We start from the raw sequence: 26,737 nt of genomic DNA on the forward strand, positions 1-26,737 counted from the left end.
CCGCATGAGCACGGTTGAAAAGGAAGTGGCGGCGGGGCGCGGCAGCGCCCGCGCCGTCGCTATCGCATCATCGCTTGGCCGTTTCCTGGTCATTGCGATCACGACCTATCTCGGTCTGCTCGCGGTCACCTTCTTCATCGGTCGCGTCATCCCGATCGACCCGGTGCTGGCGGTGCTCGGCGACCGGGCGCCGGCCAATGTCGTCGAGCGCACGCGCCGCGAGATGGGCCTGGACCTGCCGCTGATCGAGCAGTTCTACATCTATGTGAAGAATGCGCTGAACGGCAATTTCGGCGTCTCCGTGCTGACCACCAATCCGGTCATGACCGACATTCGCCGGGCGCTTCCGGCAACCACGGAACTTGCGACGCTCGGAACGCTGATCGGCGCGCTGTTCGGCGTGCCGCTCGGCGTGCTGGCGGCGGTCAAGCGCGGCAGCCTCATCGACCAGATCGTGCGCGTCATCGGCCTGATCGGCTATTCCGTGCCGATCTTCTGGCTGGGGCTGCTGGGGCTGGTGCTGTTTTACGCCAAGCTGCAATGGGTTGCCTTCCCGGCGCGGCTCGACGTCGTCTACGAATACACTTTTACGCCGATCACCGGCTTCTATCTCCTCGACTCCGCGATGCAGGGGCAGTGGGACGTTTTTTACGACGCCTTCCGCCACATCATCCTGCCGGCCTCGCTGCTCGGCTACTTCTCGCTCGCCTATATCAGCCGCATGACGCGTTCGTTCATGCTCAACGAACTGTCCCAGGAATACATCGTCGCGGCGCGCGCCAAGGGACTGTCGGAAACCCGCATCATCTGGGGCCACGCGCTGCGCAATGCGGCGGTGCCGATGGTGACGGTGATCGCGCTCTCCTATGCCGGGCTGCTCGAAGGTTCGGTGCTGACCGAGACCGTCTTCTCATGGCCCGGCATCGGCCTCTATATCACCAACTCGCTGCAGAACGCCGACATGAATGCGGTGCTCGGCGGCACCATAGTCATCGGCTCGGTGTTCATCGCCATCAATCTCCTCTCCGACCTTCTGTATCGGGTCCTCGATCCGAGGACGAAGGTTCAATGAGCAGAGGTATTCCACTTTCGGGCCTAGAGCAGTTCACCGTTTCACGGAAACGGCTACCCGCTCTAACTCCTTGTTTTTACGCAATTCCGGACGGAAAACCGTTTCACACTTTTCCTGGAATTGCTCCAGCTGCGGCCAATCACCCCCACTCCGGCCCTTCGGGCCACCTCTCCCCCTGCCCGGGGGAGAGGAAAAGCCGGTCGCACGCTTGGCGCCTTTCCCCTCCCCCGTCGAGCGGGGGAGAGGTCGTCTGCGAAGCAGACCGGAGTGGGGGTCGACGGCTCCAAGAGGCATCGTCATGACCGCCTCCGACGCCCGTCCTCTCTCTCGTCGCGACTGGCTGCTCAGCGAACGACCGGCCTCGCGCACCCAGGCGAGGCTCGGACGCGCCTATGTGGCGTGGCGGCGCTTTTCCGCCAACCGGTTGGCGTTTCTGGGCCTGCTCATCATCATTGCCTTGCTGGTCGTTGCCGCCCTTGCCGGCGTGCTGGCACCTTATTCTCCGACGTTCGGCGACCTGAAGAACGCGCGCCTGCTGGCGCCGAGCGCCGAGCACTGGTTCGGCACCGACGATCTCGGCCGCGATATCCTTTCGCGCATCCTCTACGGCTCGCGCTGGACCCTTTATGTGGTCATCCTGGTCGCCATCATCGCGGCACCGATCGGCCTTCTGGTCGGCACGGTGGCCGGCTATGCCGGCGGCTGGACCGATGCCATCCTGATGCGCATCACCGACATCTTTCTCGCCTTTCCCAAGCTGATCCTGGCGCTGGCCTTTGTCGCAGCGCTTGGCCCCGGCATCGAGAATGCGGTGCTGGCCATCGCCATCACCTCATGGCCGCCCTACGCCCGCATCGCGCGGGCAGAGACGCTGACGGTGCGCAATTCCGATTACATCAAGGCGGTGCAGCTGATGGGCGCCTCGCCGTTCCGCATCGTGCTGCGCCATATCATGCCGCTTTGCATTTCGTCCCTGATCGTCAGGGTGACGCTCGACATGGCCGGTATCATCCTGACCGCCGCCGGGCTCGGTTTCCTCGGCCTCGGCGCGCAACCGCCGCTGCCCGAATGGGGCACGATGATCGCGTCCGGCCGCCGCTTTGTGCTCGATCAATGGTGGGTGGCCGGTGCGCCGGGCTTCGCCATCCTCATCGTCAGCCTCGGTTTCAACCTGCTTGGCGATGGGCTGCGCGACGCGCTCGATCCCCGCAGCGGTGACCAATGAGCGCGCTTCTCGACGTCGATGATCTGCGCGTCACCTTCCCGACCCGCACCGGGCTGATCGAGGCGGTTCGCGGCGTCTCCTTCTCGCTCGGCCGCGAACGGCTCGGCATCGTCGGAGAATCCGGCTCCGGCAAATCGCAGACCGGCCGCGCCATCATGGGTCTGACGCCGCCGCAGGCGCGGATATCGGCCAACAAGCTCGCCTTCGACGGCATCGACCTGCTCAGCGTCTCGCCGCGCGAACGCCGGGCGCTGCGCGGCAAGCGCATCGCCATGATCCTGCAGGATCCGAAATACTCGCTCGACCCGGTGATGAGCATCGGCCGCCAGATCGTCGAGACGCTGCGCACGCATGAAAAGGTCGGCAAGGCCGAGGCGCGCGACCGCGCGCTGGCGATGCTGGAAGCGGTGCAGATCCGCGACCCGGCCCGCGTCTTCGACCTGCATCCGCATGAAGTGTCCGGCGGCATGGGCCAGCGCGCCATGATCGCCATGATGCTGATCGCCGGTCCGGAAATGATGATTGCCGACGAGCCGACCTCGGCGCTCGACGTCACCGTGCAGCTTGATGTGCTCGGCATTCTCGACCGGCTGGTCAGTGAGCGCGGCATGGGGCTGATCTTCATCTCGCACGATCTGCGCCTGGTCTCATCCTTCTGCGACCGCGTCATCGTCATGTATGCCGGCAAGGTGGTCGAGCAGCTCAAGGCGTCCGAACTCGGCCATGCCCAGCATCCCTACACGCGCGGCTTGCTCAACTGCATGCCCAAGATCGGCGCCGACCGTCACCCACTGCCGGTGCTCGACCGCAAGCCGGAGTGGGCGGCATGACAGCAGCGATCGCCGTCGACAGGCTGGAAGTGATCTTCGACCGTTTTCGCGCACTGAAGGGCGTCAGCCTCGACGTACAGCCGGGTGAATCCTTTGGCCTGGTCGGTGAATCCGGCTCCGGCAAATCGACGCTGCTTCGGGCCATCGCCGGCCTTGCGCCGGTCGCATCGGGCAGCATCGCCGTCAACGGCAAGACGCTCGGGCCACGCCGCGACAAGGCCTTCTACCGCGAAGTGCAGATGGTCTTCCAGGATCCGTACGGCTCGCTGCACCCGCGCCAGACCGTCGACCGCCTGCTGCAGGAGCCGCTTGCCATCCATGGCTTTGCCGACGGCGAAAAGCGCATCCAGCGGGCGCTTGACGAGGTCGGCCTCGGCAACGGTTTTCGGTTCCGCTATTCGCACCAGCTCTCCGGCGGCCAGCGCCAGCGCGTGGCGATTGCGCGTGCACTCATTCTCGAACCGTCGATCCTGCTGCTCGACGAGCCGACCTCGGCGCTCGATGCCTCGGTGCAGGCGGAAGTGCTCAACCTGTTGGAAGAGGTACGCAAGCGGCGCAAGCTGACCTTCCTGATGGTCAGCCACGACCTCGCCATCATCACCCATATGTGCGAGCGGCTGATGGTGATGCAAAGCGGCGAGGCGGTTGAGAACCTGGCGGCGGCGGATCTCGTCGAACGTCGCGTGACGAAGGACTATACTCGCAACCTGCTGAAAGCGAGCGACGGGTTTGTGAGAACCGCCTGAGTTCGTTCTTCCTGTGCGCAGAACAACCGTCTTGGGGGGCTACCATGGAGGAGTGGAAGTTTGCAGATCCACCCAATGTCGCGGTGTTTCTGGATAGGGGTATAGTCACCCGCGGCGACTGGATCGCGTACGTTTCGCATGATGATGATGACGGCAGTTGGCAATTTCACAACAGCGAAACTGGGCCTGTTGGCGAAGGTGACATAATGATCGTCAGCTTGCAAAACGTCGTGCAGCGGGATGAAAGCGTCCTTGAATTGGTCGATTGCCAGAGGGCTGGCATGCCTGGCGCACCTCGAAATCGTCGCCGTGGCAACGCGCCAGGTCGCACCCTATACCCTCCAACGACAACGAATGATCCGGCATAGCCTTAACTGAAACCTTGCACCAGTTCACCGCTCTCCGAAACGGGTGGGTCTTCCCGATCTTTCGGCTCCTTGATCCTGAACCACGTCACATAAAGCGCCGGCAGGAACAGCAGCGTAATCGCCGTGCCGGCAATGATGCCGCCCATCATGGCATAGGCCATCGGGCCCCAGAACACTTCGCGCGCGATCGGGATCAGCGCCAGGCTGGCGGCGGCCGCCGTCAGAGCGATCGGGCGCATCCTGTGTTCCGTCGCCTCGATGACGGCCGCCCAGCGGTCCTTGCCTTCCCGGACGAGATCCTCGATCTGCACGATCAGGATGACCGAGTTGCGGATCAGGATGCCGATCAGCGCCAGCACGCCGAGGATGGCGACGAAGCCGAGCGGCGCGCCGCTCGGCACCAGGGCCGCCACAACGCCGATCAGGCCGAGCGGCGCCACCGCCACCACCAGGAACAGGCGCTGGAAACTCTGTAATTGCACCATCAGGATCGTCGCCATGACGAACAGCATCAACGGCACGACGGCGGCGATCGGTCCTTGGCTTTTGGCACTCTCCTCGACCGAGCCGGCGGTGGCGATCGAATAGCCCGGCGGTAGCTTGGCGGTGAAGGCATCGACCGACGGCTTCAATTCGTTGACGACGGTGGCCGGCAGCACGTCGCCGACCAGTCCGGCGCGCACGGTAATGGTCGGGATGCGGTCGCGTCGCCACACCGTTGGCTGCTCCAGATCGTAGCGGAAGTTGGCGACGGCCGCGAGCGGGATCGCCTCGCCGGTACTGGTCGGCAGCTGCATGTTCTGCAACGTTTCGATCGAGCCGCGTTCGGACCCACGCGAGCGCGCCACGACATTGATCAGGTAGGTGGCGTCACGCACCTGCGTGATGGTAGCGCCGCCGACGGTGCTGTTGAGCGCGCTGGCGATGTCGGAAGAGGTGATGCCAAGCTGGCGTGCCTTGTCCTGCAGCACGTCGACCCTCAGCACGCGTTGCGGCTCGTTCCAGTCGAAGGTAGGCGCGGCAAGCTTTGGATTGGCGGAGATGACACCGGCGAATTGCTGCGCCAGTTCGCGCACCGTCTGGATGTCGGGACCGCCGATGCGATACTGCACCGGGCGGCCGACCGGGGGCCCGAGTTCGAGCGGCTTGACGAAGGCGTCGGTGCCGACGAACTCCTCGCGCAGCAGTTTTTCAAGCGCCGGCTTGACCCGGTTGCGGGCCGCGATGCTCTTGGTGACGATGACGGTCTGGCCGAAATAGGGGTTGGCCGGCTGCACGTCATAGGCGAGCACGAAACGCACCGCGCCCTGGCCGATATAGGACGAAAAATGGTCGATGTCGGGATTGCCGACCAGCGCCCGCTGCTCGAACCGCTCCATCTGGTCGCGCGTATCGGCGATAGAGGCATTCTGCGGCAGGTTCCAGTCGACGATCAGCTCCGGCCGGTCCGATGGCGGAAAGAACTGCTGCTGCACCAGCCCGAAGCCGGCGATCGAGCCGGCAAACAAAAGCACGGTGACGATGATGGTCAGCCAGTGATGGCGCACCGAGCCGACAAGCACGCGCCGGAAAAGCGAGGTGAAGCGGCCGGGCTGGTCGTGATGCTTGGTTTTCATCGTCGCCGGCAGGATGGTGACGCCGAGCAGTGGCGCAAACAGCACCGCCACGACCCATGACACCAGCAGCGAAACGGCGATGACCACGAACAGGGTGAAGGTATATTCGCCGGCGGCGCTGTTGTTGAGGCCGATCGGGATGAAGCCGGCGACCGTTACCAGCGTACCGGTCAGCATCGGAAAGGCGGTCGATGTGTAGACATAGGTCGCCGCCTTGCGCAGATTGTCGCCGACCTCCAGCCGCGCCACCATCATCTCGACCGCGATCATCGCGTCGTCGACCAGAAGCCCGAGCGCGATGATCAGCGCACCCAGGGAAATTCGCTGCAGCGAAATGCCGAGATAGGCCATGACCGTGAAGGTGATGGCCAGCACCAGCGGGATCGACAGCGCCACGACGAAGCCGGCGCGCATGCCGAGGCTGATGAACGACACCGCGAGCACGATGGCGACCGCCTCGAACAGCGCGCGCGTAAAGCCCGAGACGGCCTCCTCGACAATGACCGGCTGGTCGGCCACCAGATGCACGCCGACACCGACCGGCAGGTCGGCCAGCACCTTGTCCATTTCCTTGTGCAGCGCCTCGCCGAATTCGAGCAGGTTGGCGTTGGGTTTCATGCCGATGGCGAGCCCGATCGCGTCCTGGCCGTTGAAGCGGAATAGCGCCGTAGGCGGATCGACATAGCCGCGCGTGATCGTCGCCACGTCGCTGAGGCGGAAGAAACGGTCATTGACGCGCAGATTGATGGCGCGCAGGCTGTCCTCGGAGGTGAACTGCCCGCCGACACGCACGCTGATGCGCTCCGGCCCGGACTGAATGACGCCGGACGGCGTAATCGCGTTCTGCGCCTGCAGGCTCGCCACGATCGCTTGCTGGTTGAGGCCGAGGGCGGCGATCTGGCGGGTCGAGAATTCGAGATAGATCGCCTCGTCCTGGGCGCCGACCAGGTCGACCTTGCCGGCGTTGGGCACGGTCAGGATTTTTGTTCTGGCCTCCTCGACATAGTCGCGCAACTGGCGCGGCGTCAGCCCGTCCGATGTGAAGGCGTAGATGTTGCCATAGACGTCGCCGAAGCGGTCGTTGAAGAACGGTCCCTGCACCCCCTGCGGAAACTGCGCCCCGATGTCGTTGACCATGTTGCGCACCTGAATCCAGTTCGGCACGACATCGCGTGCCTTGGTGGTGTCCTTCAGGTTGACGAAGATGACGGTCTGGCCGGCCGTGGTGACGGACTTGGTGTAGTCGAGGCTGTCGAGTTCCTCGAGTTTCTTCTCGATACGGTCGGTCACCTGCTGCACGGTTTCCTTGACCGAGGCGCCGGGCCAGTTGGCCTGGATGATCATCGTTTTGATGGTGAAGTTGGGGTCTTCTTCACGGCCGAGATTGAGGTAGGAGAACACGCCAGCCACGACGAAGACCAGCATGAAATACCAGACCATGGAGCGGTGGTTGAGCGCCCAGTCGGAGAGATTGAAGCCTTTCATGAGGCGCCTCCCTCGAGCACTTTCACCTTCTGGCCTTCGCTCAGGCTGTGGACGCCCGCCGTGACGACACGCATGCCCGCGTCAAGCCCTTCGGCCACGGTGAAGATAACGCCATTCTTCGACGCGATCTTGATGTCGCGTGCGTTCACGCTGGATGTCTGCGGGTCGACGATCCACACTTTCGCGGAACCGTTCTTTTCGAACAGCGCCGACATCGGCAGTTCGATCGTCGGTGCCACCTTGGTCACGCGGGTCGCCGTTACCGTCGAGCCGAGCCGGAAGGCCTGTGGCGGATCCGTGAGCGTCAGCTTGACGCGCCGCGTGCGGGTCGAGCCCTCGGATTGCGGTGCGATCTCGCGCAGCTTGGCCCCGGTCTGGATCGTCGGCAGCGACTGCAGGATCACCTGGAAGGGCGTGCCGGCCTCAAGATCACCGGTCAATTGATCGGGAATGTCGACCACCGCCTCGCGCAGGTCCGAACGCGCCACGGTGACGACGGTCTGGCCGGGCGAGACCGTCTGGCCAACTTCGGCGCCGACCGCGGTGACGACACCGTCGAAATCAGAGAACAGCCTGGCATAGCCGAGCTGCTCCTGCGATTTGGCAAGCGAAGCCTTGGCCCGCTCGACACCTGCCTCCGCAGCTTTGCGCGCCTGCTGCGCGGCATCGAAGACAGCTTGCGTGGCGTTGGCCGAGGCGAGCAACTGGCGCTGCCGTTCCTCGCTGGCGGCGGCGTTGGCGAGCTGCGCCTCGGCATTGGACAGTTCCGCCTTGGCCGCCTGGAGGCCCAACTCCAGCGCGGTCGGATCGAGTGCCGCTATCGTCGTGCCCTTGCTGACGATGTCGCCGACCTGGACGTCGCGCGAGACGACCCGGCCAAGCAGGCGGAAGGCCAGATCGGCGCTGACCTGCGGTTCGACGGAGCCGGCAAAACCGAAGATTTGCGTGGTGCGCGGCTCGATCACCATCGACAGCACCGGTCGGATGATCTCGGGCGGCTTTTCCTCCGACCTGGAGCAGGATGCCAGCGCGCCGAGCATGAGCACGCCGAGCAGGATGCGTGGCGTCCGGCTCATTGGCCCGCTCCCGATATCTCGATCGTCTGTCCAGGGCTGAGCAGCTGTCCTCCAGCGGTGACCACACTCTGGCCCGCGTCCAGCCCCTTGGCGATCACGACCGTGCCCGAATTGAACGCCAGCACTTCGACCGGCGCCATCGTCACCGCCTTGGTCGAGGGATCGACGATCCAGACCGCCGGCTTGCCGCCGCTGGACGTCAGCGCCTGCCAAGGCAGCAGGATCGCCTTCGCCGGCTTGGCGCTTACCGAGCCGATGACGGCTGCCCCCAGCGGCATGCCGGCGGGCGTGTCGGGGATGGCGACCTTGACCCGGATCGAGCCCGAAGCCGGGTCGACCGCAGGCGAGATTTCGCGGACCTTGCCCGTCGCCCTGACCTGCGGATCGGACAACAGCGTGATCGTCACCGCAGGCGATGCCGGTGTCTTGGCGATCAGCGTCTCCTGCACGTTGAACACCGCGTCGCGGTCACCGTCCTCGGCGACGGTGAAGACGGTTTGCGCGGCTTGCACCACTTGGCCGGTTTCGACTTGGCGGGCGGTAATCACGCCGGCGGCACCGGCCTTGAGCTCGGTGAAGGACAGGTTTTGCTGGGCGTTGGAGAAAGCGCTCTGCGCGGCATCGACGCTGCCTTGTGCCACCTTCAGGGCCTGGTCCGCGGCGTCATAATCGCGCCTGGTGGTGAAACCCTGGGCGAGCAGCGTCTTCTGCCGTTCGAAGGCGGCGGCGGACTGGGTCAATTGCGCCTGTGCCGCGTCGAGATCGGCTTGCGCCGAGCGCAAATCGGATTCCTGCTCCTGCGGATCGATCCGGGCAAGCACGGTGCCTCGATCGACATGCTGGCCGACATCGACAAGCCGCTCGGCGACGCGGCCGCCGACCCGGAACGACAGATTGTTCAGCGTACGCGCCGCGATCACCCCGGTCAGCGAGGTCCTTGGCGAATAGTCGGCCATCGCCACCGTTTCGGTGCGCACCATGATCTGCAGTTTCTTGTCCACCGCTTCCTGCTTCTGGCAGCCGACCAAAAGCAGCGCAGCCGTGCAGGCGAAAAGCGCCGGGGCGGCTGGAAAAGACAAAAGACCGGGAGCTTGGACCGATGGCTGCGAGACGGGCGAAGTCACGTTCCTGCTCATGGGCTCCCCCGGCCGCGGGCGGCTCGCTGATCGCGATGCCTCGTGGACATCCAGAGGATAGTCGATCCCCGGGAAAAGGAAACCGGTCTCGTACGTGTATCGCCTGACTGGTAAGCGCCGGGATCTGCCCACCGCAGGCCCAATCGCCTGCCGGTGGTGCCGACTTGAGGAAAACGTGAAATAAGGTCAGAAGACGTCTCAACGGCATCAAACAAGAACGGGCGCCGGCCCGATGAGGATACCATGAAGAATTCAGCCATTTCCGAACGCAAGAACCAGTCGATCTCGCGCGGCGTCGGCATGACTACGCAGATCTATGCCGACCGGGCTGAGAATTCGGAGATTTGGGATGTCGAAGACCGCCGCTACATCGATTTCTCGTCGGGCATCGCCGTCGTCAACACCGGTCACCGTCACCCGAAGGTGATCGAGGCGGTCAAGGCGCAGCTCGACCGCTTCACCCACACCTGCCACCAGGTTGTGCCCTATGAGAGCTATGTGCGGCTGGCCGAACGGCTGAACGGCATGCTGCCCGGCAAATTCGAGAAGAAGACGATCTTCGTCACCACCGGCGCCGAGGCGGTCGAGAACGCAATCAAGATCGCCCGCAACGCCACCGGCCGCCCGGCGGTCATCGCCTTCGCCGGCGGCTTCCATGGCCGCACCTTCATGGGCATGGCACTGACCGGCAAGGTCGTGCCCTACAAGGTCGGCTTCGGCGCCATGCCGGGCGACGTCTACCATGCGCCGTTCCCTGTGCCGCTGCACGGTGTCTCGGTCGCCGATTCGCTGGCGGCGCTCGACCGGCTGTTCAAGGCCGATGTCGACCCGGCCCGCGTCGCCGCCATCATCATCGAGCCGGTTCAGGGCGAGGGCGGCTTCTACGAGGCGCCGCGTGACTTCCTGGTTGCGCTGCGCAAGCTCTGCGACCAGCACGGCATGCTTCTGATCGCCGACGAAGTGCAGACCGGCTTTGCTCGCACCGGCAAGATGTTTGCGATGGATCACCATGAAGTGGCGGCCGACATCACCACCATGGCCAAGAGCCTGGCCGGCGGTTTCCCGCTGGCCGCGGTCACCGGCCGTGCCGAAATCATGGATGCGCCCGGCCCCGGCGGGCTCGGCGGCACCTATGGCGGCAGCCCGATCGGCGTCGCCGCGGCGCACGCCGTGCTCGACGTGATCGAGGACGAAAAGCTGTGCGACCGCGCCAACACGCTGGGTGCAAGGCTGAAGCAGCGGCTGCAGTCGATCCGCGACGACGTGCCCGAGATCGTCGACATCAGAGGCCTCGGCTTCATGAACGCGGTCGAGTTCAACGACGTCAAGAAGGGCCTGCCGTCGGCCGAGATCGCCAATGCGATCCGGTTGAAGGCGCTCGACAAGGGCCTGATCCTGCTGACCTGCGGTGTCTACGGCAACGTCATCCGCTTCCTGGCGCCGATCACCATCCAGGACGAAGTCATGAACGAAGCACTCGACATCCTGGAAAGCTCGATCCGCGAAGTCTGCGCCGCCTGATCGGCGGCGCCCATTTCTCCTGACGGCCTACGCGAGCGGGTGAACGTGCCGTCAGGAGCTTGGATTCTGTAACCAGGCTGGAATGTCCATCTTGGCGTGCAGGACCCGCCACACATCGATATGGTCGATCTGCTCAAGATAGAAAATCAGGTATGGGTAGCGCTTGAGTTGCACGCTACGCAGCCCAGGCAATCCGATTTCATAAACATACCTGAGAGAGCCCGATGCCGGATGGCTGGCTATCAGTTTGTAGGCGTTTTGAAGGTCCTCGACATAGCCCAACGCCATATGCGAACCAACTTCGCGTGCATAATAATCAACGGCGTCCTCGATATCCCGCAGAGCAAGGCTTCGAGGAATAATTGCCTTCGTGGCCACTTAATTTATTGGCCCTGCGCTCGTTTTCGAAGCGCGGCGAAATAGTCATCGTCTACGGGAGCCCCCGGCGCGGATGATGCGCCCTCGAGGAGCAAACCGCGCAGAAGTTGACGATCCTGATCGTGGCGGATCAATTCACGCACATACTCGCTGCTCGTGCCATAGCCGCGATCCGTCACTTGCTGATCGACAAAATGCTTCAAGCTGTCGGGCAGTGAGATATTCATGGTGCTCATTCATGCATTTTATTGCGTATGGCAAAAATTGGCAACCTACGCACTGGCCTTGACTGGCTCCATGTTCTGAAATGCCGCCAGTGCCGCTTTCAACCCCTCGGGGCCAGCCGCGATCGTTTCCGGCGTCGGCGAGAAGCCGGCGCCGAGCATCTTGCGGCCAAGCATGTGGTCGCCGGGGCGGTTGACCGATTCGATGCCGAGCAGCCGGTCGCCGGCATAGTGGTAGATCGAGAATTTGTTTTCGGGCAGGTCGCCCAGCACGACATGGCTGTCGCCGCCGGCGGTCAGGCCGACCATCTGCAATTTCATGTCGCCGATGTCCGACCAGAACCATGGCACCGCCGAATAGGCGTCGGTGTGGCCTGATATCGTGCGCGCGGCAAGCCGGGCCTGGTCGGTGGCGTTCTGCACCGATTCCAGCCGCACGTCGCCGCCGGTGAACCAGTGCCGGTAGGAGGCGGCGTCGCCGATGGCGAGGATTTCAGGCACCGAAGTGCGCATCTGGTGATCGACGCGGATGCCGTTGGCGATGCTGAGGCCGGCTTGCTGCGCCAGTTCAACGTTCGGCACGGCGCCGATGCCGACGATGACCATGCGCGCCGGCAGCCTTTCGCCGCTAGACGTGATCGCGGCTACGACATGGCCGTTTTCGCCTTCGAGCCTTGCAATCGAGGTGCCGGTGAGGATGCGCACACCTATCGCTTCCAGCCGTTGGCGGACGTGGCTCGCCACGACCGGCGCCACGGCGCGGCCAAGCAGCCGGTCGACCGCTTCGACCACGGTCACCGTGCGGCCGGCTGCCCGCAGCGTCGCCGCGATCTCCAGCCCGATGAAGCCGCCGCCGAGGATAACGACCTCGTCGCTCTGTGCGCTCAGCTCTCGGATCAGCCGCGCATCGGCGAGCGAGCGCAGCGACAGCACGCCGGACAGGTCCGAACCGGGCAGCGGCAGGACGCGCGGGCGCGAGCCGGTCGCCAGAATCAGTTGATTGAAGGCAAGTGTGCCGCCGCCGGCAATATCAAGGCTGCGGCGCGTGGCATCGATGCGATCGATCCTGACACCCGGCCGATAGTCGATGGCGCTGCCCGTGTAGAACGCCTCGCCGCGCAAGGGTTGCGGCTTGGCCTCGGCATCCTTGATGAAGGTCTTCGACAGCGGCGGCTTGTGGTACGGCAGTTCGTTCTCGTCGCCGACGAGGATCACCGGCCCGTCATAGCCGTCCTCACGCAAACTCGCGGCCGCTTGCACGCCCGCATGGCCCGCGCCGACAATGACCACACCGTTCTTCATCGCATTCCAATCCCGCTTCTATCCTAGGATGTCTCGCCAAGTGGCAATTGTCTGGCGCCGCCGCAAGAGAGCTTTTGCGGGTCGCACTCGGGATGGCGGCTGTCAATCGTACAGTTCAGCGACAAGACCGGTGCAGGGCCGATGCATAAAGTTGACAGTTGCAGTTTAGAATAATTCTAAACTATTGTTTCAATTGATTTTTCTTGCTGATTTCCATTGACATCCGACGATGTCGCAGCTTTATGGAGGCTCGCGCGTCAGCGCATCCCTTTAATGTCTGGGCCTTGAACCCTTTCGATTGGAGGCATTTTGGTGTCTTTCTTCCGCGAACCGCGCGATGGCGCGGCATCTCTTGCGCCCAATGGCTTGCAGATGGCCATGCGCCCGTTGCCGCGCGCGCCGTTTACAGAATTTCCGAGAAACTGGAGAGTGATTATGACAGCACGATATGGCGGCAGGTTTGCCGCGATTGGCGCCACGGCCCTGCTGACGGCGGCGGTGTTCGTGTTGCCGGCCAAGGCGGAGACCGATGCGAAGGCGGTCATCAAGACCTATTCCGACATCGCTCTGGCCAAGTATGAGGATTCGCTGACCACAGCGCAGGCGCTCGACAAGGCAGTCGACGCGCTGCTCGCCAACCCCTCGGCGGAAACCCTCAATGCAGCGCGCGACGCCTGGAAGGCATCGCGCGTTCCCTACCAGCAGACCGAGGTCTACCGTTTCGGCAACAAGATCGTCGACGACTGGGAAGGCAAGGTGAATTCCTGGCCGCTGGACGAAGGCCTGATCGACTATGTCGCCAAGAGCTACGGCACCGAATCGGACGCGAACGCGCTCTATACGGCCAATGTGATCGCCAACAAGGAGATCGAGATCAACGGCAAGAAGGTCGATGCATCGAAGCTTTCGCCGGAATTCCTCTCCGGCACGCTGCAGGAAGCCGGCGGCGTCGAGGCCAATGTCGCCACCGGCTACCACGCCATCGAATTCCTCCTCTGGGGCCAGGACCTGCATGGCACCGGACCGGGTGCCGGCGAGCGCCCCTACACTGAATACGACCTCAAGAACTGCACCGGCGGCAATTGCGACCGCCGCGCCCAGTATCTGAAGTCGGCCAGCGACCTTCTGGTCTCCGATCTTCAGGAGATGGTCGGCAATTGGAAGGAAGACGGCGCTGCCCGCAAGGCTCTTGTCGATGGCGAGCCGAACACGGCTATCTCGACCATCTTCACCGGCATGGGCTCGCTGTCCTACGGCGAACTGGCCGGCGAGCGCATGAAGCTCGGCCTGCTGCTGCATGATCCGGAAGAGGAGCACGATTGCTTCTCCGACAACACCTACAATTCGCATCTCTACGACGCCATCGGCATTCGCGCGGCCTATCATGCGAGCTACACGCGTCTCGACGGCACCGTCGTTTCGGGTCCTTCAGTGGCCGATATGGTGAAGGCGGCCGATCCGACGATCGACAAGGAACTGTCTGACAAGCTCGATGTTTCGGTCGCCAAGATGGAGGCGATCAAGGCGCGTGCACTGGCCGGCGAGGCCTATGACCAGCAGATCGCCGAGGGCAACATCGAGGGCAACGCCACCGTGCAGGCGGCGATCGATGCGCTGATCGATCAGACCAAGTCGATTGAGCGCGCCGTCGGCTCCCTGAAGCTCAGCACCATCGCCTTCGAAGGGTCCGACAGCCTCGACGCACCGGACAAGGTGTTCAAGTAAGGGTCGAAAGACAGGAGACTGATCCGGAGCCGGAAAACCGGCTCTGGAACGGCCTCCGCTAGAAAATCAAGCCACACGGCGCGGGAGACGCCGTCAGCCAGCCGAGCAAGCCAATGCTGATTTGTCATTGCAATATCATCACCGAGAAGGAGATCGAGCAGACGATCGTCGGGCTGCTGGACCAGGATCCCTGGCAGCTGATCGTGCCGGCGAAGATCTATCATGCCATGCAAAAGCGCGGTCGCTGTTGCGGCTGCTTCCCAAATGTGGTGGAAACGATCATTCGGGTCACCGAAAATTACCACGCCCGCTCGGAGGCGAGCGGCGTGGATGTCGTTTCACACCTGGATCGCGTCAGAGGCCTGCGCGTCCAATACGGGAGCAGAATTCATGAAAGGCGATCCGCAGATCATCGAGCGGCTTAACGAGGCCCTTTTTCTGGAACTCGGGGCCGTCAATCAGTACTGGGTGCATTTCCGCCTGCTCGAGGACTGGGGATACGCCAAGCTGGCAAAGAAGGAGCGGGCGGAATCGATCGAGGAGATGCACCATGCCGACAAGCTCGTCGCCCGCATCATCTTCCTCGAAGGCCATCCGAACCTGCAGTCCGTAGCGCCGCTGCGCATCGGACAGAACGTCAAGGAAGTGCTCGAATCCGACCTTGCCGGCGAATATGACGCGCGTACCGCCTACAAGCGCTCACGCGAAATCTGCAACGACGCCGGCGACTATGTGACGATGAAGCTGTTCGAGGAATTGCTGGCCGACGAGGAGGGTCATATCGACTTTCTCGAGACGCAACTCGACCTGCTTGCCTCGATCGGCGAGGAGAAATACGGCCAGCTCAACGCCGCATCGGCGGACGAGGCGGAGTAAGGGCATGCGGGAATGCGGCGCCTGCTAGAATTCGTGCGCCGCTCGCGGCGGGCCGATGGCTCGCCGTCCCTTCCAAAGACGTCGGCCGGATTGGCGCGTCGGCACTGTGTCATGCTCGTGTTTGCGCTTGCCTCTTCGGCGATGGCGGGTGATCTTCAGCCGGCCGGCCTCGCCGTCACGCGCACCGATCTCAATGTGAAGGATCAGGCGCGCGTCATCGCCGTCACCAGGCCGACCATGGATTTTTCCAGGCCAGAGCAGTTCGAACTGATGCAAGGTGCCGCCGGCACGTCCCGAAAGGAGGTCAGCCGCGATTCCTTCTCGCAATCCTCGGCCAACATCACCTTCGAGGAAGAGGGCGACTTCAAGCTCGGCAATGCCCTTTTCCGCAAGAACTGGGTGTCGTCGCCATCCTCGACGCAGGCTTCGGACGGGCTCGGCCCGCTGTTCAACGAACGTGCCTGCCAGAACTGCCATCTGAAGGATGGCCGCGGCCGCCCGCCGCTAGGCGACGCCGGCACCACGTCGATGTTCCTGCGGCTGGCCCGCGACGCCAGCAGCGCGCAAGAGAGGGCGGCGCTTGCCGACCACGAGGTGCCTAACTTCCCCGACCCGGTCTATGGCAGGCAACTGCAGGAGCTCGCCGTACCCGGCCTGCCCGGTGAAGGCAGGATGCACATCGACTATCAGGAACGTAAGGTGGAGCTGACGGACGGCACAGTGATCTCCTTGCGCAAACCGAGCTATTCGGTTGACGGCCTTGGCTACGGGCCGCTTGACCCACGCACCACGTTGTCGCCGCGCCTGACGCCGCCGATGATCGGCCTGGGCCTGATCGAACAGATCGCGCCGGCTGATATTCTCGCCCACGCCGATCCGGACGACAGGGACGGCGACGGCATTTCCGGCAGGCCGAACATCGTGCGCGATGGCTTGAGCGGGGAACTGACGCTCGGCCGCTTCGGCTGGAAGGCGCAGACCGCGTCGATCCGCCAGCAGGCGGCGGACGCCTTTGCCGGCGACATCGGCATCTCGACGCCCGAAGAGCCGAAGCATTGGGGCGATTGCACTGCTGCGGAGGCAAAATGCCTCGCCATGCCGAACGGCGTGCAGCAGCGTCTTGGCCCGGTCGAGGCGCCGCCGCCGGTGATGGATCTCGTCACCTTCTATTCGCAGAACCTGGCCGTGCCGTCGCGCCGGGACCTCGACCGGCCGGACGTGCTCGCGGGCAAAAAAACATTCTACGAGATCGGCTGCATTGCCTGCCACACGCCGAAATTCGTCACGCGCCGCGATACCCCCAACAAAGCCCAGGCCTTCCAGTTGATCTGGCCCTATTCCGACTTCCTGCTGCACGACATGGGGCCAGATCTGGCCGATGGCCAGGCCGTGGGCGATGCGACGGGCAATGAATGGCGCACGCCGCCACTGTGGGGCATCGGCCTGACCGAGACGGTCAACGGCAATTCCTTCTTCCTGCATGACGGGCGCGCGCGCAGCTTGACCGAGGCGATCCTGTGGCATGGCGGCGAGGCGCAGAAAGCGCGCGACCGCTTTGCCGCAGCCAATGCGGCCGACCGCAATGCGCTGCTCAAATTCCTGGAGTCACTGTGATGTTCAAGCGTTCTGCATTGTTTCTCGTTCTTCCGCTGGCTCTGCTGGGCGTCGTCCCGGCGTCGGCGGCGGTCAAAGCCTCCGACATCGTCCAGCGGGCGATCGATGGCTTTGTCCGCCCGGCCTATGCCGGCCTGCATCAGCATGCGGAAGCCTTGACGAAAGCGATGCACAAGCTCTGCGAAGCGCCCTCGCAAGGAGAACTCGATGCCGCGCGCGCTGAATTTTCCGCCACTGTCTATGCCTGGTCGTCGGCCGAAATCATCGGTTTCGGGCCGATCAAGGAGAACAACCGGCTGGAACGCATGCTGTTCTGGCCGGATCGCAAGAGCATTGGCCTGAAGCAGGTGCAGGCGGCGCTGTCGGCCAGGGATCCGATCGCCACCGATCCGGCCCAACTGGCCGGCAAGAGCGTTGCCATGCAGGGGCTGGGCGCGCTCGAATTCGTTCTTTACGGCGATGGTGCCGATGCACTTGCCGGCAAGGATGATCCCTACCGCTGCGCTTATGGCACTGCTGTTGCCGGCAACATCGAAACCATGGCCGGCGAGGTCAGCGCCGCCTGGAACAAGCCGGACGGCTTTGCCGCGCTTTGGGCCAATCCGGGGCCGCAGAACGCGCTCTACCGCGACGGCAACGAAGCGGTGACGGAACTGGTCGGCGTCTTCATCAATGAGCTGGAAATGGTCCGCGACGTGCGCCTGAAAGGGTTTTTCGGCGGCAAGCCGGATGCGGACAAGCCGAAACAGGCAATCTACTGGCGCTCGCAAAACACCACCGCGTCACTGGCCGGCAATCTCTCCGGCATCGATACGCTGTTCCAGGCCTCGAAACTTGGCGATGCTCTGCCGGCCGATGCGCGCTGGATGGCCGAATCGATCCATATCCAGCTGGTCAACGGTGTCGCCACCGCCAAGGCGGTCAGCGGTCCAATCGACAAGGCGCTTGCCGATCCGGCGCTGCGTGACAAGCTCGATCATTTCGCGCTGATCACCTCCAGCCTGTCGACCTTGATCGGCACCAGGCTGACCGCCGAATTCGGCCTGACCGCAGGCTTCTCCTCGCTGGATGGGGACTGAGCATGACCTTGAGATTGGCCGAAACGCCCATAGCTTCGTCATCCTGGGGCGAAGCAAGGAGCGAAGCGACGCAGCGCAGACCCCGGGATCCATGCCGCGACTTCAAAGCGCTGCCGCGGTCCAGAATTTTGCTCCGTTGCACCCGACGGTCAAGGTCACGGCATGGATCCTCGGGTCTCCGCGACGGAGCTTCGCTCCTGCTCCGCCCGTGGATGACGAAGTTCCGGAGGCTTCGGCCAACTTCCAATGTCTGCGATGGATCATTCCAAGCATCGGTAGGTGCCAAGCGTCAGCTCCGATCCGTAATAATCACCGTGTCCTGGAGCGAGCCAGTGCAGGGGAGGATAGTCTCTTGAAAACCTCCCTCATCGATCGCCGCGATTTCCTGAGGGCTGCGGGTATCGGCTTTGCCGCGGCGATGGCGCCTTCGGCCTGGGCAACGACGCTTGCGGCCGATGCCGTCTTCGCCACCGCCTTCGTCAAGCGCGACGGCAGCTATGGCGCCGCCGTCCTGTCCGAGACCGGCAAGCTCCTGCATGCGATCGACCTGCCCGATCGCGGCCACGACGTCACTTTCGATCCGGTGTCGAAGCGCTCGGTGGTGTTTGCTCGCCAGCCCGGCACTTTCGCGGTGGTTTTCGATCATTCGGGCCGCGAGGAACCACTGACCATCGCCAGCATCGCCGGCCGGCATTTCTTCGGCCATGGCGTGTTTTCGGCCGACGGTGCGCTGCTCTATGCCACCGAAAACGACTTCGACAACGCCGCCGGCGTCGTCGGCGTCTACGATGCGCGGGCCAAATTCAGCCGTGTTGACGAATTCCCGACCTATGGCATGGGTCCGCACGAGCTTCTGCTGCTGGGCGATGGCAGGACGATTGCGGTTGCCAATGGCGGCATCGAGACCCATCCGGATTACGGCCGCGCCGAGCTCAACATTGCGACCATGAAGCCGTCCTATGTGCTGATAGACCGCGTCACCGGCGACCTTATCGAGAAGCACGAATTGCCGGCGGCACTGCATCAGCTGTCGATCCGCCACATGGACACCGATCCGTCCGGCACCGTCTGGTTCGGCTGCCAGTACAGGGGGCCGGGCACCGATCGTCCATTGCTGGTCGGTCGCGCCGCCCGCGGCAAGGATCTGCAGCTGCTCGACATGCCACAGGACGTTTTGTCCGGCTTCCGCAACTACATAGGCTCGGTCGCCGCCAATCGGGCTGCCGGCACCGTGGCGGTCTCCTCGCCGGAAGGCAACTCGCTTGTCGTGATCGATGCGGCCAGCGGCCGGGTCGTTGCGAACAGCGCGTTGGTCGAGGTCTGCGGCGTGGCGCCCGATGGAACCGGCTTCATGGTCACCACCGGCGCCGGCGAGATCGTCGAGGGCAGCGGCGCGACACGCTCCGAACCGGACTATGTCTGGGACAACCACATGCTGCGCATCGAGCAGGTCTGATCGCTCGCCAGCCGGAGCGAAGCCGTTTAACAAATTATCCCCTTGCGGTGGCGGGCCGTGGCGGGCACAGGGGATTGTTTTTCGAACCGGTTGCCTCATGAAATTGCTTGCCATCGACTGTGCCGCCAACCTCTGCGCCGCTAGCGTCTATGACGCGGCGGCGAAGCAGGAGCTTGGCCGCTCGGTGCTCGATCTCGGCAAGGGCCATGCCGAGCAGCTGATGGCGGTCATCGCCGAAGCGCTGGAGGCAAGCGCAACCGACTATGCGGGTCTTGGCGCCATTGCCGTCTCCGTCGGCCCAGGTTCCTTCACCGGTCTGCGGGTCGGCGTCTCGACCGCGCGTGGCCTGGCGCTGGCGCTGAAGATACCGGCAATCGGGGTGACGACACTGGAGGCGCTGGCCGCCGAAGCAGCAGCGGTATTTCCCGGTCGCGCCGTGCTGGCGGCGCTCGATGCCGGCCGTGAAGAGATCCACGCGGCCTTTTACGACAAAAGGTTAGCCTTGACTTACGGTCCGGCCGCGGCCACGCTGGCTGACGTGGTGGCCATGGCGAAGGAAACGTCTCCGGTGCTTGCCGGCACCGCGGCAGCGCTCATCAGCGCATCGGCCGGGCGCGAATTTGATGTCGGCCCTCGGACAGCCACCGCCGACATTGTCACCTACGCCCGCCTGGCTGCCGCCAAGGGCGCAGGCGAACGGCCGAAACCACTCTATATGCGCGGCGCCGACGCCAAGCCGCAGGCTGGCTTTATTCTATCAAGGCAAGAAAGATAAATGCGCATACCTTTTCTCCAACCACGCCGCCGGGACTACGCGCTCGAGCCGCTGAGGATCGCCGACAGTCCGGCGGTCTCGCTGCTGCATCGCGAGGACTTTGTCCGCCCTTGGACCGATGGCGAATTCGCCGCCCTGCTCGAACAGGACACCGTGTTCGGCTATGCCGCGCGCGAAACCGGGCAGGGCTCCAAGCCGCCCGTCGGCTTCGTGCTGGCGAGGCTTGCGGCAGGCGAGGGCGAGATCCTGACCGTCGCGGTGGCGCGATCGCATCGTCGCCAGGGGTTGGGCTGGCAATTGATGGACGCGGTGTTGCGCGAACTGCACGCGCAGCGCGCCGAAGCGCTGTTCCTCGAGGTCGACGAGACCAATGTCGCGGCGATCGCGCTTTATCGTCGGCTGGGCTTCCGCGAGGTCGGCAAGCGGCCGAATTACTACAGATCGGCCGAACACGGACCGACCGGCGCGCTTGTCATGCGCCGCGATCTTCGCTAGCGAGACGGCCGGATGGGGCGATGATCAAGAAAATCAGGATTCTCCTGGCGCTGGGCCTCGTTGTCGCCGGTTCGCTGGTCCTCGTGCCGTTACAGATCCTGTCGATGAAGACTGGCTGGTGGCCGGAAACCTTCATCCTCAAGGTCTGGCACAGGCTGATCGTCAGAGCGCTCGGCATGCGCATCCATGTCAAGGGAGCGCTGTCCGACAAGCGCCCGCTGCTGGTTGCGTCCAATCACATCTCCTGGACCGACATCATGGTGCTCGGCTCTTTTGCCGACGTGAAATTCATTGCCCGAGCGGATATGGAAGGCTGGCCGCTGATCGGCATGCTGTCGAAGCTGCAGCGCACCGTGTTCATCGAGCGCGAACGCAAGCGGTCCTCGGGCGACCAGGCAAGCGAGATTGCCAGCCGCATGGCCAAGGGCGATGCCATGGTGCTGTTTGCCGAGGGCTCGACCGGCGACGGCAACATGATCCTGCCGTTCAAGAGCACGCTGTTTGGCGCCGCCTCGATGGCCATTTCGGAAGGCGCGGCCGAGCAGGTCTTCATCCAGCCGGTGGCGATTGCCTATACCCGCCTGCACGGTGTGCCGCTCGGCCGCCGCCACCGCCCGCTTGCCGCCTGGATCGGCGATGAGGACCTGATGCCGCATCTTAGGGTACTGCTGGCGGAGGGCGCCCTCGACGTCGAGGTGCATTTCGGCGAGGCAATCGCCTTTTCCAAGGGTTCGAACCGCAAGGAGACGTCGAAACTGATGGAAAGCCAGGTGCGTGAGATGATGCAGGCGGCGCTTGCCGACCCGCGGCCGAGCCGGTAGCTCCGGCACGCCCTTGCTGGCGCGGGCCGAGAATCGTCTGTTTTTTGTCACGGAAAGGCGTTAGAAGCCGCCTTATGGACTTGAACACGATAGAAAGCGACGACATCGGCACTACGGCTGGACAGCCGGCGGTGCTTCCCGCGGCAGCGAGAAAAGTCTTCATCAAGACCTATGGCTGCCAGATGAATGTCTATGATTCACAGCGTATGGCCGATGCGCTGGCTGCCGACGGCTATTCCGCGACCGATGCCATTGGCGAGGCCGACTTGGTGTTGCTGAACACCTGTCATATCAGGGAGAAGGCGGCCGAAAAGGTCTATTCCGAGCTCGGCCGTATCCGCGACATGAAAGCCGAGCGTGCCCTGCCCGGCCGTGAGATGCTGGTCGGCGTCGCCGGCTGCGTCGCGCAGGCCGAAGGCGCCGAGATCATCCGCCGTTCGCCGGCCGTCGACCTGGTCATCGGTCCGCAGACCTATCACCGGCTCCCGGACGTGCTGGCGCGGGTGCGCGGCGGCGAAAAGATCGTCGAGACCGACTACGCCATCGAGGACAAGTTCGAGCATCTGCCGCAGCCCAAGCGCGCCGAGGTCATCAAGCGCGGCGTCACCGCCTTCCTCACCGTGCAGGAAGGCTGCGACAAGTTCTGCACTTTCTGCGTTGTGCCCTACACAAGGGGCTCCGAAGTCTCCCGGCCGGTGGCGCAGATTGTCGCGGAGGCTGAGCGCCTGGCCGAAGCCGGCGTGCGCGAAGTGACGCTGCTTGGCCAGAACGTCAATGCATGGCATGGCCGGGGCGAGGCCAAAGGGGACAAGACCGAGGAGTGGGGCCTTGGCCGCCTGCTGTTCAGGCTGGCCGAAATCCCCGGGCTGGCGCGTCTGCGCTACACCACCAGCCACCCGCGCGACATGGATGACGAACTGATCGCGGCCCATCGCGATCTGCCGGCGTTGATGCCCTATCTGCATCTGCCGGTGCAATCCGGCTCCGACCGCATCCTCAAGGCGATGAATCGCCGGCACACGGCGAGGGATTATCTGGCGCTGCTCGACCGTATTCGTACCGCGCGTCCTGACATCGCGCTCTCCGGCGACTTCATCGTCGGCTTCCCCGGCGAGACCGAGGCGGATTTCGAGGCGACCATGGAGTTGGTGCGTCAGGTGAATTACGCCTCGGCCTTCTCGTTCAAATATTCGCCGCGCCCCGGCACGCCGGGCGCCGAAATGTCCGATCATGTGCCGGAAACGGTCAAGGACGAGCGCCTGCAGCGGCTGCAAGCCTTGCTTGTGAAACAGCAGCAGGATTTCGGCGAGAGCCTCATCGGCAGCACCATCGACACCCTGATCGAGAAGCCCGGCCGTCAGGCCGGCCAGAAGGTTGGCCGCTCACCTTGGCTGCAGCCGGTTATTGTTGATGAAAAGGCCGGCGAAATCGGTGACATTATCCAGGTGCGAATCACGAAGACGGGCTACAACAGCCTGTTCGCCGAATTGGCCTGAGGGTCTCGGCAGATGAGGAGAGACGGTTGAGCGCAGCAGAGCTGAAGAACCTGCCCCCGGTACCGGCATCTGGGGCTTCTGACATGGCGCACATCGTTCTGACTTTCGACAACAACAAGCTTGCCAGCGCCCTTTATGGTCAGTTCGACGAAAACCTCGCCAGGCTGGAGCAGAAGCTTGGCGTCGACATCCGCTCACGCGGCAACCAGCTGACCATCAAGGGCTCAGCGTCGGCCGCCGAGCAGGCGCGCCGCGCCCTGGACAATCTCTACGGCATTCTCCAGAAGGGCGTCGATATTGGCCAGTCCGACGTCGACGGCGCCGTGCGCATGGCGATTGCCGCCGACGATCAGCTGACGCTGCCAACGCTGGAACGCAAGGGCAAGGTCTCCGCCGCCCAGATCACCACCCGCAAGAAGACGATCTATGCCCGCTCGCTCAACCAGGACGCCTATATGCGGGCGCTGGAACGGTCGGAACTGGTGTTCGGCATCGGCCCGGCCGGCACCGGCAAGACCTATCTGGCGGTGGCGCATGCGGCGATGCTGCTCGAGCGCGGCATGGTCGAGCGCATCATTCTCTCGCGGCCTGCGGTCGAGGCCGGCGAACGGCTGGGCTTCCTGCCCGGCGACATGAAGGAGAAGGTCGATCCCTATCTGCGGCCGCTCTATGACGCGCTCTACGACATGATGCCCGCCGACAAGGTCGAGCGCGCCATTGCCGCCGAAGTGATCGAGATCGCGCCGCTCGCTTTCATGCGCGGCCGCACGCTGGCGCATGCCGCCGTCATCCTCGACGAGGCGCAGAACACCACGCCGATGCAGATGAAGATGTTCCTGACGCGCCTGGGCGAAAACTCGCGCATGATCGTCACCGGCGACCCGACCCAGATCGACCTTCCCTCGAACACCAAATCGGGGCTGGTCGAAGCCTTGCGGGTGCTGGACGGCGTGGCGGGCGCGGTCACCGTGCGCTTCAACGACGGCGACGTGGTCCGCCATCCGCTTGTGGCGGAAATCGTCAGGGCCTACGACCGGGACGCCAAGCTGGCGCGCGGCCTCGGCGCCGAGAATTGATGTTGACGATGCGGCTTCATGCCTGAGGACATAATATCCGGCGACGGGAATGTTCCCGTCGACATCGACATATCGGTTGAGGCGGGCAACTGGCCCGACGAGGTGAGCCTGACGCGGCTGGTCGATGGCGCCGTTAAGGCGGCTTTTGCCGAAACCGGCGTGGCGGGCCGTTCCGAACTCAGCCTCGTTTTTACCGACGACGCCCATGTCCAACTCCTCAATGCCGGCTGGCGCGGCAAGGACAAGCCGACCAACGTCTTGTCTTTTCCGGCTTTTCCGTTTGCGCAAGGCGGTCCGTTGCCGCCGATGCTGGGCGACATCGTGCTGGCCGCCGAAACGGTCGCCCATGAAGCGGCACTGGAAGACAAGCCGGTCGAGAACCATATCACCCATCTCGTCATCCACGGCCTGCTGCATTTGCTGGGCTACGATCACGAGACCGAGGCCGAGGCCGAGGCGATGGAAGCCGTCGAACGCGCGGCGCTTGCAAGGCTTGCCATTCCCGACCCCTACGCGTAACTACATCTGACCAATTGACCGGACGACGATGAACGACAAACCAGAGACTGCCGCCCGCCCCGACGCCGGCAGTGCGACCAAGGCTTCCGACACGTCGGAAGAGGGATCAAGTCCGAGTACCGTTACCTCTGGCGCTAGCAGTACATCCGCTGCTGCCGGCACCGGCAGCGCTGCCGGCGAGACATCGCCTGCCGGTCCCTCCCTGTTCGACCGCGTTCTGCGCCTGTTCAGGCAACGCAACGGAACCAGCCTGCGTGAGGAAATTGCCGGCGCGCTTGCCGAGACGACGAGCGATGCCGGCGCCTTTTCGCCCGGCGAACGCGCCATGCTCAACAACATCCTGCGGCTGCGCGAAGTGCGCGTCGAGGACGTCATGGTACCGCGCGCCGACATTCAGGGGGTCGAAATCACGACGACGCTCGGCGATCTCCTGGGCACTTTCGAACAATCCGGCCATTCCCGCATGCCGGTCTATTCCGAGACGCTCGATGATCCGCGCGGCATGGTCCATATCCGTGACGTGCTGGCCCACATCACCAAGATCGCGCGCGTCAAGAAGGGCCGCACGACCAGGAAAACCCCTGCTGCCACGGTTCTCGATCTTGCCCAGGTCGATCTCGCCCGCACCATTGGCGACCTCAATCTGATCCGCCCGGTGCTGTTCGTGCCGCCGTCGATGCTTGCCTCCGACCTGATGGGCCGCATGCAGACGACGCGCACCCAGATGGCGCTGGTCATCGACGAATATGGCGGCACCGACGGCCTCGCCTCGCTGGAAGACATCGTCGAGATGGTGGTCGGCGACATCGAGGACGAGCATGACGACGACGAGCCGATGATCACCCAGAGCGGTGACGGCGTGTTCATCGTCGACGGCAAGGCCGAGATCGACGACGTCGCCAAGATGATTGGCGGGGATTTCGCCGCCGGTGAACATGGCGAATATGTCGACACGATCGGCGGCATGATCTTCAACACGCTTGGCCGTGTTCCGGCCCGCGGCGAGGTGGTGCAGGCGATACCCGGCTTCGAGTTCCACGTCCTCGACGCCGATCCGCGCCGCGTCAAGCGCGTGCGCATCGTGCAGAGCCAGAAGGGTGAGCGCCGCCGGCGCGCCACCGCGCGCACCGAACAGGCTTAAGCATGATGCCGAAAAGTTGCAGACTTTTCGGATAAACATCATGCGGCAAAAACCAGAGCTTAAGCATGATGCCGAAAAGTTGCAGACTTTTCGGATGAACATCATGCGGCAAAACCCGAATCCAGGCGCTTAGGGGATGGCGGTCGAGGACCCCTTCAAGCAGCCAAGTCTGGGTTCCGGTGTTTTCTTTAGGGCCCTCGTGCCGCGCTGGACTGGCTGGAAGCAGCCTTCGGCTTCGCGCGCAGCATGGTGGTCAGCGATGCCGAGGGAAAACTCGTCCATGCAGAGATGCGATTCGGCGACAGCTACATCATCGTAGATTCCGAATGGAGCGATTATGTTGCCAGCCCGGCTTCGGTCTTGGGCAAGAACACGCAGTCGATCTATGTCAGGCTGAAGCGCGGCCTGGATGCGCATTGCGAGAAGGCGCGGGCTGCCGAGGCTGATATAATCCAGGAGCCAGCGGATCAGTTCTACGGTGAGCGCCAGTATCGTGCACGCGACCCTGAAGGCCATGTCTGGACCTTCACGCAGACCATCCGTTCGGTTCCGCGCGAGGAGGCCGAGCGGCTGGGCGGCGTTCCGGTAGGGCAGAGCCGAAGCTGTGCATCTCAGCCAGCCCATCCGCCGTTTGGAGCGCGGAGCGCTCCCTGTTAAATCTTGTGTCCTGATTCGCGACTCGGAA

25 protein-coding genes are annotated in these 26,737 nt (G+C 63.8%); 19 read left to right on the plus strand and 6 right to left on the minus strand.

From position 1 onward, the window contains the following. Positions 1–4 precede the first annotated feature (4 nt). The 4 genes from EOA13_RS16115 (at position 5) to EOA13_RS16130 (ending at position 3,873) form a co-directional block, all read left to right on the plus strand. Positions 5–1,072, plus strand: a complete 1,068-nt coding sequence (locus tag EOA13_RS16115) for an ABC transporter permease (protein WP_127293998.1) — start codon at positions 5–7, stop codon at positions 1,070–1,072. A gap of 298 nt (positions 1,073–1,370) precedes the next feature. Continuing rightward, entirely contained in the window at positions 1,371–2,297 is a 927-nt protein-coding gene (gene nikC, locus EOA13_RS16120) for a nickel transporter permease (protein WP_127294000.1), read from the plus strand. Then, entirely contained in the window at positions 2,294–3,127 is an 834-nt protein-coding gene (locus EOA13_RS16125; protein WP_127294002.1) for an ABC transporter ATP-binding protein, read from the plus strand. Before nikC ends, EOA13_RS16125 begins: the two co-directional genes overlap by 4 nt. After that, the gene (locus tag EOA13_RS16130; protein WP_127294004.1) at positions 3,124–3,873 is read left to right on the plus strand and encodes an ABC transporter ATP-binding protein; all 750 of its coding nucleotides are present in this window, start codon (positions 3,124–3,126) and stop codon (positions 3,871–3,873) included. The genes EOA13_RS16125 and EOA13_RS16130 overlap by 4 nt, the downstream gene beginning before the upstream one ends. Before the next feature lie 370 nt (positions 3,874–4,243). Here the strand turns inward: EOA13_RS16130 and EOA13_RS16140 are convergent, their stop codons facing one another. Genes EOA13_RS16140 through EOA13_RS16150 form a run of 3 tightly spaced genes read right to left on the minus strand, consistent with a single transcriptional unit; the run spans position 4,244 to position 9,554 of the window. Continuing rightward, positions 4,244–7,342, minus strand: a complete 3,099-nt coding sequence (locus tag EOA13_RS16140) for an efflux RND transporter permease subunit (RefSeq protein ID WP_127294006.1) — start codon at positions 7,340–7,342, stop codon at positions 4,244–4,246. After that, a complete protein-coding gene (locus EOA13_RS16145; RefSeq protein ID WP_127294008.1) occupies positions 7,339–8,418 on the minus strand; it encodes an efflux RND transporter periplasmic adaptor subunit in 1,080 nt (359 codons plus the stop codon). The genes EOA13_RS16140 and EOA13_RS16145 overlap by 4 nt, the downstream gene beginning before the upstream one ends. Further along, positions 8,415–9,554: an efflux RND transporter periplasmic adaptor subunit gene (locus EOA13_RS16150; RefSeq protein ID WP_127294010.1), complete on the minus strand. Its 1,140-nt coding sequence runs from the start codon at positions 9,552–9,554 to the stop codon at positions 8,415–8,417. The genes EOA13_RS16145 and EOA13_RS16150 overlap by 4 nt, the downstream gene beginning before the upstream one ends. Before the next feature lie 243 nt (positions 9,555–9,797). On the opposite strand from EOA13_RS16150, the gene EOA13_RS16155 reads away from it, so the two are divergent. After that, positions 9,798–11,075: a 4-aminobutyrate--2-oxoglutarate transaminase gene (locus EOA13_RS16155; protein ID WP_127294012.1), complete on the plus strand. Its 1,278-nt coding sequence runs from the start codon at positions 9,798–9,800 to the stop codon at positions 11,073–11,075. A gap of 51 nt (positions 11,076–11,126) precedes the next feature. On the opposite strand, the gene EOA13_RS16160 is transcribed toward EOA13_RS16155, so the two are convergent. From EOA13_RS16160 to EOA13_RS16170, 3 genes are read right to left on the minus strand one after another with little or no spacing between them, the layout of a single operon-like run. Continuing rightward, positions 11,127–11,453: a type II toxin-antitoxin system RelE/ParE family toxin gene (locus EOA13_RS16160; RefSeq protein ID WP_127294014.1), complete on the minus strand. Its 327-nt coding sequence runs from the start codon at positions 11,451–11,453 to the stop codon at positions 11,127–11,129. Between the two features lie 5 nt (positions 11,454–11,458). After that, positions 11,459–11,689 (minus strand): type II toxin-antitoxin system ParD family antitoxin, encoded by a 231-nt coding sequence (locus EOA13_RS16165; RefSeq protein WP_027061046.1) that lies wholly within the window; start codon positions 11,687–11,689, stop codon positions 11,459–11,461. 36 nt (positions 11,690–11,725) lie between these two features. Next, positions 11,726–12,979 carry an FAD-dependent oxidoreductase gene (locus tag EOA13_RS16170; protein WP_127294016.1) on the minus strand — a complete coding sequence of 418 codons (1,254 nt, stop codon included), beginning with the start codon at positions 12,977–12,979 and terminating at the stop codon, positions 11,726–11,728. A gap of 435 nt (positions 12,980–13,414) precedes the next feature. On the opposite strand from EOA13_RS16170, the gene EOA13_RS16175 reads away from it, so the two are divergent. The 14 genes from EOA13_RS16175 (at position 13,415) to EOA13_RS16240 (ending at position 26,709) form a co-directional block, all read left to right on the plus strand. Next, positions 13,415–14,704 carry an imelysin family protein gene (locus EOA13_RS16175; RefSeq protein ID WP_127294018.1) on the plus strand — a complete coding sequence of 430 codons (1,290 nt, stop codon included), beginning with the start codon at positions 13,415–13,417 and terminating at the stop codon, positions 14,702–14,704. A gap of 113 nt (positions 14,705–14,817) precedes the next feature. After that, the gene (locus tag EOA13_RS16180; protein WP_023811421.1) at positions 14,818–15,129 is read left to right on the plus strand and encodes a (2Fe-2S)-binding protein; all 312 of its coding nucleotides are present in this window, start codon (positions 14,818–14,820) and stop codon (positions 15,127–15,129) included. Beyond that, the gene (gene bfr / locus EOA13_RS16185; protein WP_013527914.1) at positions 15,095–15,580 is read left to right on the plus strand and encodes a bacterioferritin; all 486 of its coding nucleotides are present in this window, start codon (positions 15,095–15,097) and stop codon (positions 15,578–15,580) included. The genes EOA13_RS16180 and bfr overlap by 35 nt, the downstream gene beginning before the upstream one ends. A 12-nt stretch (positions 15,581–15,592) precedes the next feature. Further along, positions 15,593–17,194, plus strand: a complete 1,602-nt coding sequence (locus tag EOA13_RS16190) for a di-heme oxidoredictase family protein (protein ID WP_127294020.1) — start codon at positions 15,593–15,595, stop codon at positions 17,192–17,194. Then, positions 17,194–18,273: an imelysin family protein gene (locus tag EOA13_RS16195; protein WP_127294022.1), complete on the plus strand. Its 1,080-nt coding sequence runs from the start codon at positions 17,194–17,196 to the stop codon at positions 18,271–18,273. The genes EOA13_RS16190 and EOA13_RS16195 overlap by 1 nt, the downstream gene beginning before the upstream one ends. Positions 18,274–18,625: 352 nt before the next feature. After that, positions 18,626–19,729: a DUF1513 domain-containing protein gene (locus EOA13_RS16200; RefSeq protein ID WP_127294024.1), complete on the plus strand. Its 1,104-nt coding sequence runs from the start codon at positions 18,626–18,628 to the stop codon at positions 19,727–19,729. 97 nt (positions 19,730–19,826) lie between these two features. After that, positions 19,827–20,504, plus strand: coding sequence for a tRNA (adenosine(37)-N6)-threonylcarbamoyltransferase complex dimerization subunit type 1 TsaB (tsaB, locus tag EOA13_RS16205; protein WP_127294026.1), 678 nt, complete (start codon positions 19,827–19,829; stop codon positions 20,502–20,504). Beyond that, entirely contained in the window at positions 20,505–20,999 is a 495-nt protein-coding gene (gene rimI, locus EOA13_RS16210) for a ribosomal protein S18-alanine N-acetyltransferase (RefSeq protein ID WP_024503455.1), read from the plus strand. Positions 21,000–21,019: 20 nt separating this feature from the next. Then, on the plus strand, positions 21,020–21,820 hold the full coding sequence (locus tag EOA13_RS16215; RefSeq protein ID WP_127294028.1) for a 1-acyl-sn-glycerol-3-phosphate acyltransferase: 801 nt from the start codon (positions 21,020–21,022) through the stop codon (positions 21,818–21,820). Positions 21,821–21,894: 74 nt separating this feature from the next. Next, positions 21,895–23,316 carry a tRNA (N6-isopentenyl adenosine(37)-C2)-methylthiotransferase MiaB gene (gene miaB, locus EOA13_RS16220; protein ID WP_127294030.1) on the plus strand — a complete coding sequence of 474 codons (1,422 nt, stop codon included), beginning with the start codon at positions 21,895–21,897 and terminating at the stop codon, positions 23,314–23,316. Between the two features lie 83 nt (positions 23,317–23,399). Next, the gene (locus tag EOA13_RS16225; protein WP_224699087.1) at positions 23,400–24,392 is read left to right on the plus strand and encodes a PhoH family protein; all 993 of its coding nucleotides are present in this window, start codon (positions 23,400–23,402) and stop codon (positions 24,390–24,392) included. A gap of 18 nt (positions 24,393–24,410) precedes the next feature. Beyond that, the gene (ybeY, locus tag EOA13_RS16230) at positions 24,411–24,911 is read left to right on the plus strand and encodes an rRNA maturation RNase YbeY (RefSeq protein WP_023811413.1); all 501 of its coding nucleotides are present in this window, start codon (positions 24,411–24,413) and stop codon (positions 24,909–24,911) included. Between the two features lie 28 nt (positions 24,912–24,939). Continuing rightward, a complete protein-coding gene (locus tag EOA13_RS16235; protein ID WP_127294032.1) occupies positions 24,940–26,052 on the plus strand; it encodes a hemolysin family protein in 1,113 nt (370 codons plus the stop codon). 246 nt (positions 26,053–26,298) lie between these two features. Then, positions 26,299–26,709 (plus strand): VOC family protein, encoded by a 411-nt coding sequence (locus tag EOA13_RS16240; protein WP_245490395.1) that lies wholly within the window; start codon positions 26,299–26,301, stop codon positions 26,707–26,709. Positions 26,710–26,737: the final 28 nt, after the last annotated feature.

It is taken from the genome of Mesorhizobium sp. M7A.F.Ca.US.011.01.1.1, from assembly GCF_003998295.1.
Lineage (GTDB): Bacteria > Pseudomonadota > Alphaproteobacteria > Rhizobiales > Rhizobiaceae > Mesorhizobium.

Coding starts and splice junctions, on each gene's coding strand:
- EOA13_RS16115 (WP_127293998.1), top strand. CDS start 5: ATGAGCACGGTTGAAAAGGAAGTGGCGGCGGGGCGCGGCAGCGCCCGC.
- rimI (WP_024503455.1), top strand. CDS start 20,505: ATGCGCATACCTTTTCTCCAACCACGCCGCCGGGACTACGCGCTCGAG.
- ybeY (WP_023811413.1), top strand. CDS start 24,411: ATGCCTGAGGACATAATATCCGGCGACGGGAATGTTCCCGTCGACATC.
- EOA13_RS16130 (WP_127294004.1), top strand. CDS start 3,124: ATGACAGCAGCGATCGCCGTCGACAGGCTGGAAGTGATCTTCGACCGT.
- EOA13_RS16175 (WP_127294018.1), top strand. CDS start 13,415: ATGACAGCACGATATGGCGGCAGGTTTGCCGCGATTGGCGCCACGGCC.
- nikC (WP_127294000.1), top strand. CDS start 1,371: ATGACCGCCTCCGACGCCCGTCCTCTCTCTCGTCGCGACTGGCTGCTC.
- EOA13_RS16190 (WP_127294020.1), top strand. CDS start 15,593: ATGCGGCGCCTGCTAGAATTCGTGCGCCGCTCGCGGCGGGCCGATGGC.
- EOA13_RS16140 (WP_127294006.1), bottom strand. CDS start 7,342: ATGAAAGGCTTCAATCTCTCCGACTGGGCGCTCAACCACCGCTCCATG.
- EOA13_RS16165 (WP_027061046.1), bottom strand. CDS start 11,689: ATGAGCACCATGAATATCTCACTGCCCGACAGCTTGAAGCATTTTGTC.
- EOA13_RS16225 (WP_224699087.1), top strand. CDS start 23,400: ATGGCGCACATCGTTCTGACTTTCGACAACAACAAGCTTGCCAGCGCC.
- EOA13_RS16150 (WP_127294010.1), bottom strand. CDS start 9,554: ATGAGCAGGAACGTGACTTCGCCCGTCTCGCAGCCATCGGTCCAAGCT.
- EOA13_RS16145 (WP_127294008.1), bottom strand. CDS start 8,418: ATGAGCCGGACGCCACGCATCCTGCTCGGCGTGCTCATGCTCGGCGCG.
- EOA13_RS16180 (WP_023811421.1), top strand. CDS start 14,818: ATGCTGATTTGTCATTGCAATATCATCACCGAGAAGGAGATCGAGCAG.
- EOA13_RS16125 (WP_127294002.1), top strand. CDS start 2,294: ATGAGCGCGCTTCTCGACGTCGATGATCTGCGCGTCACCTTCCCGACC.
- EOA13_RS16235 (WP_127294032.1), top strand. CDS start 24,940: ATGAACGACAAACCAGAGACTGCCGCCCGCCCCGACGCCGGCAGTGCG.
- EOA13_RS16170 (WP_127294016.1), bottom strand. CDS start 12,979: ATGAAGAACGGTGTGGTCATTGTCGGCGCGGGCCATGCGGGCGTGCAA.
- EOA13_RS16155 (WP_127294012.1), top strand. CDS start 9,798: ATGAAGAATTCAGCCATTTCCGAACGCAAGAACCAGTCGATCTCGCGC.
- EOA13_RS16240 (WP_245490395.1), top strand. CDS start 26,299: ATGGTGGTCAGCGATGCCGAGGGAAAACTCGTCCATGCAGAGATGCGA.
- tsaB (WP_127294026.1), top strand. CDS start 19,827: ATGAAATTGCTTGCCATCGACTGTGCCGCCAACCTCTGCGCCGCTAGC.
- miaB (WP_127294030.1), top strand. CDS start 21,895: ATGGACTTGAACACGATAGAAAGCGACGACATCGGCACTACGGCTGGA.
- EOA13_RS16195 (WP_127294022.1), top strand. CDS start 17,194: ATGTTCAAGCGTTCTGCATTGTTTCTCGTTCTTCCGCTGGCTCTGCTG.
- bfr (WP_013527914.1), top strand. CDS start 15,095: ATGAAAGGCGATCCGCAGATCATCGAGCGGCTTAACGAGGCCCTTTTT.
- EOA13_RS16215 (WP_127294028.1), top strand. CDS start 21,020: ATGATCAAGAAAATCAGGATTCTCCTGGCGCTGGGCCTCGTTGTCGCC.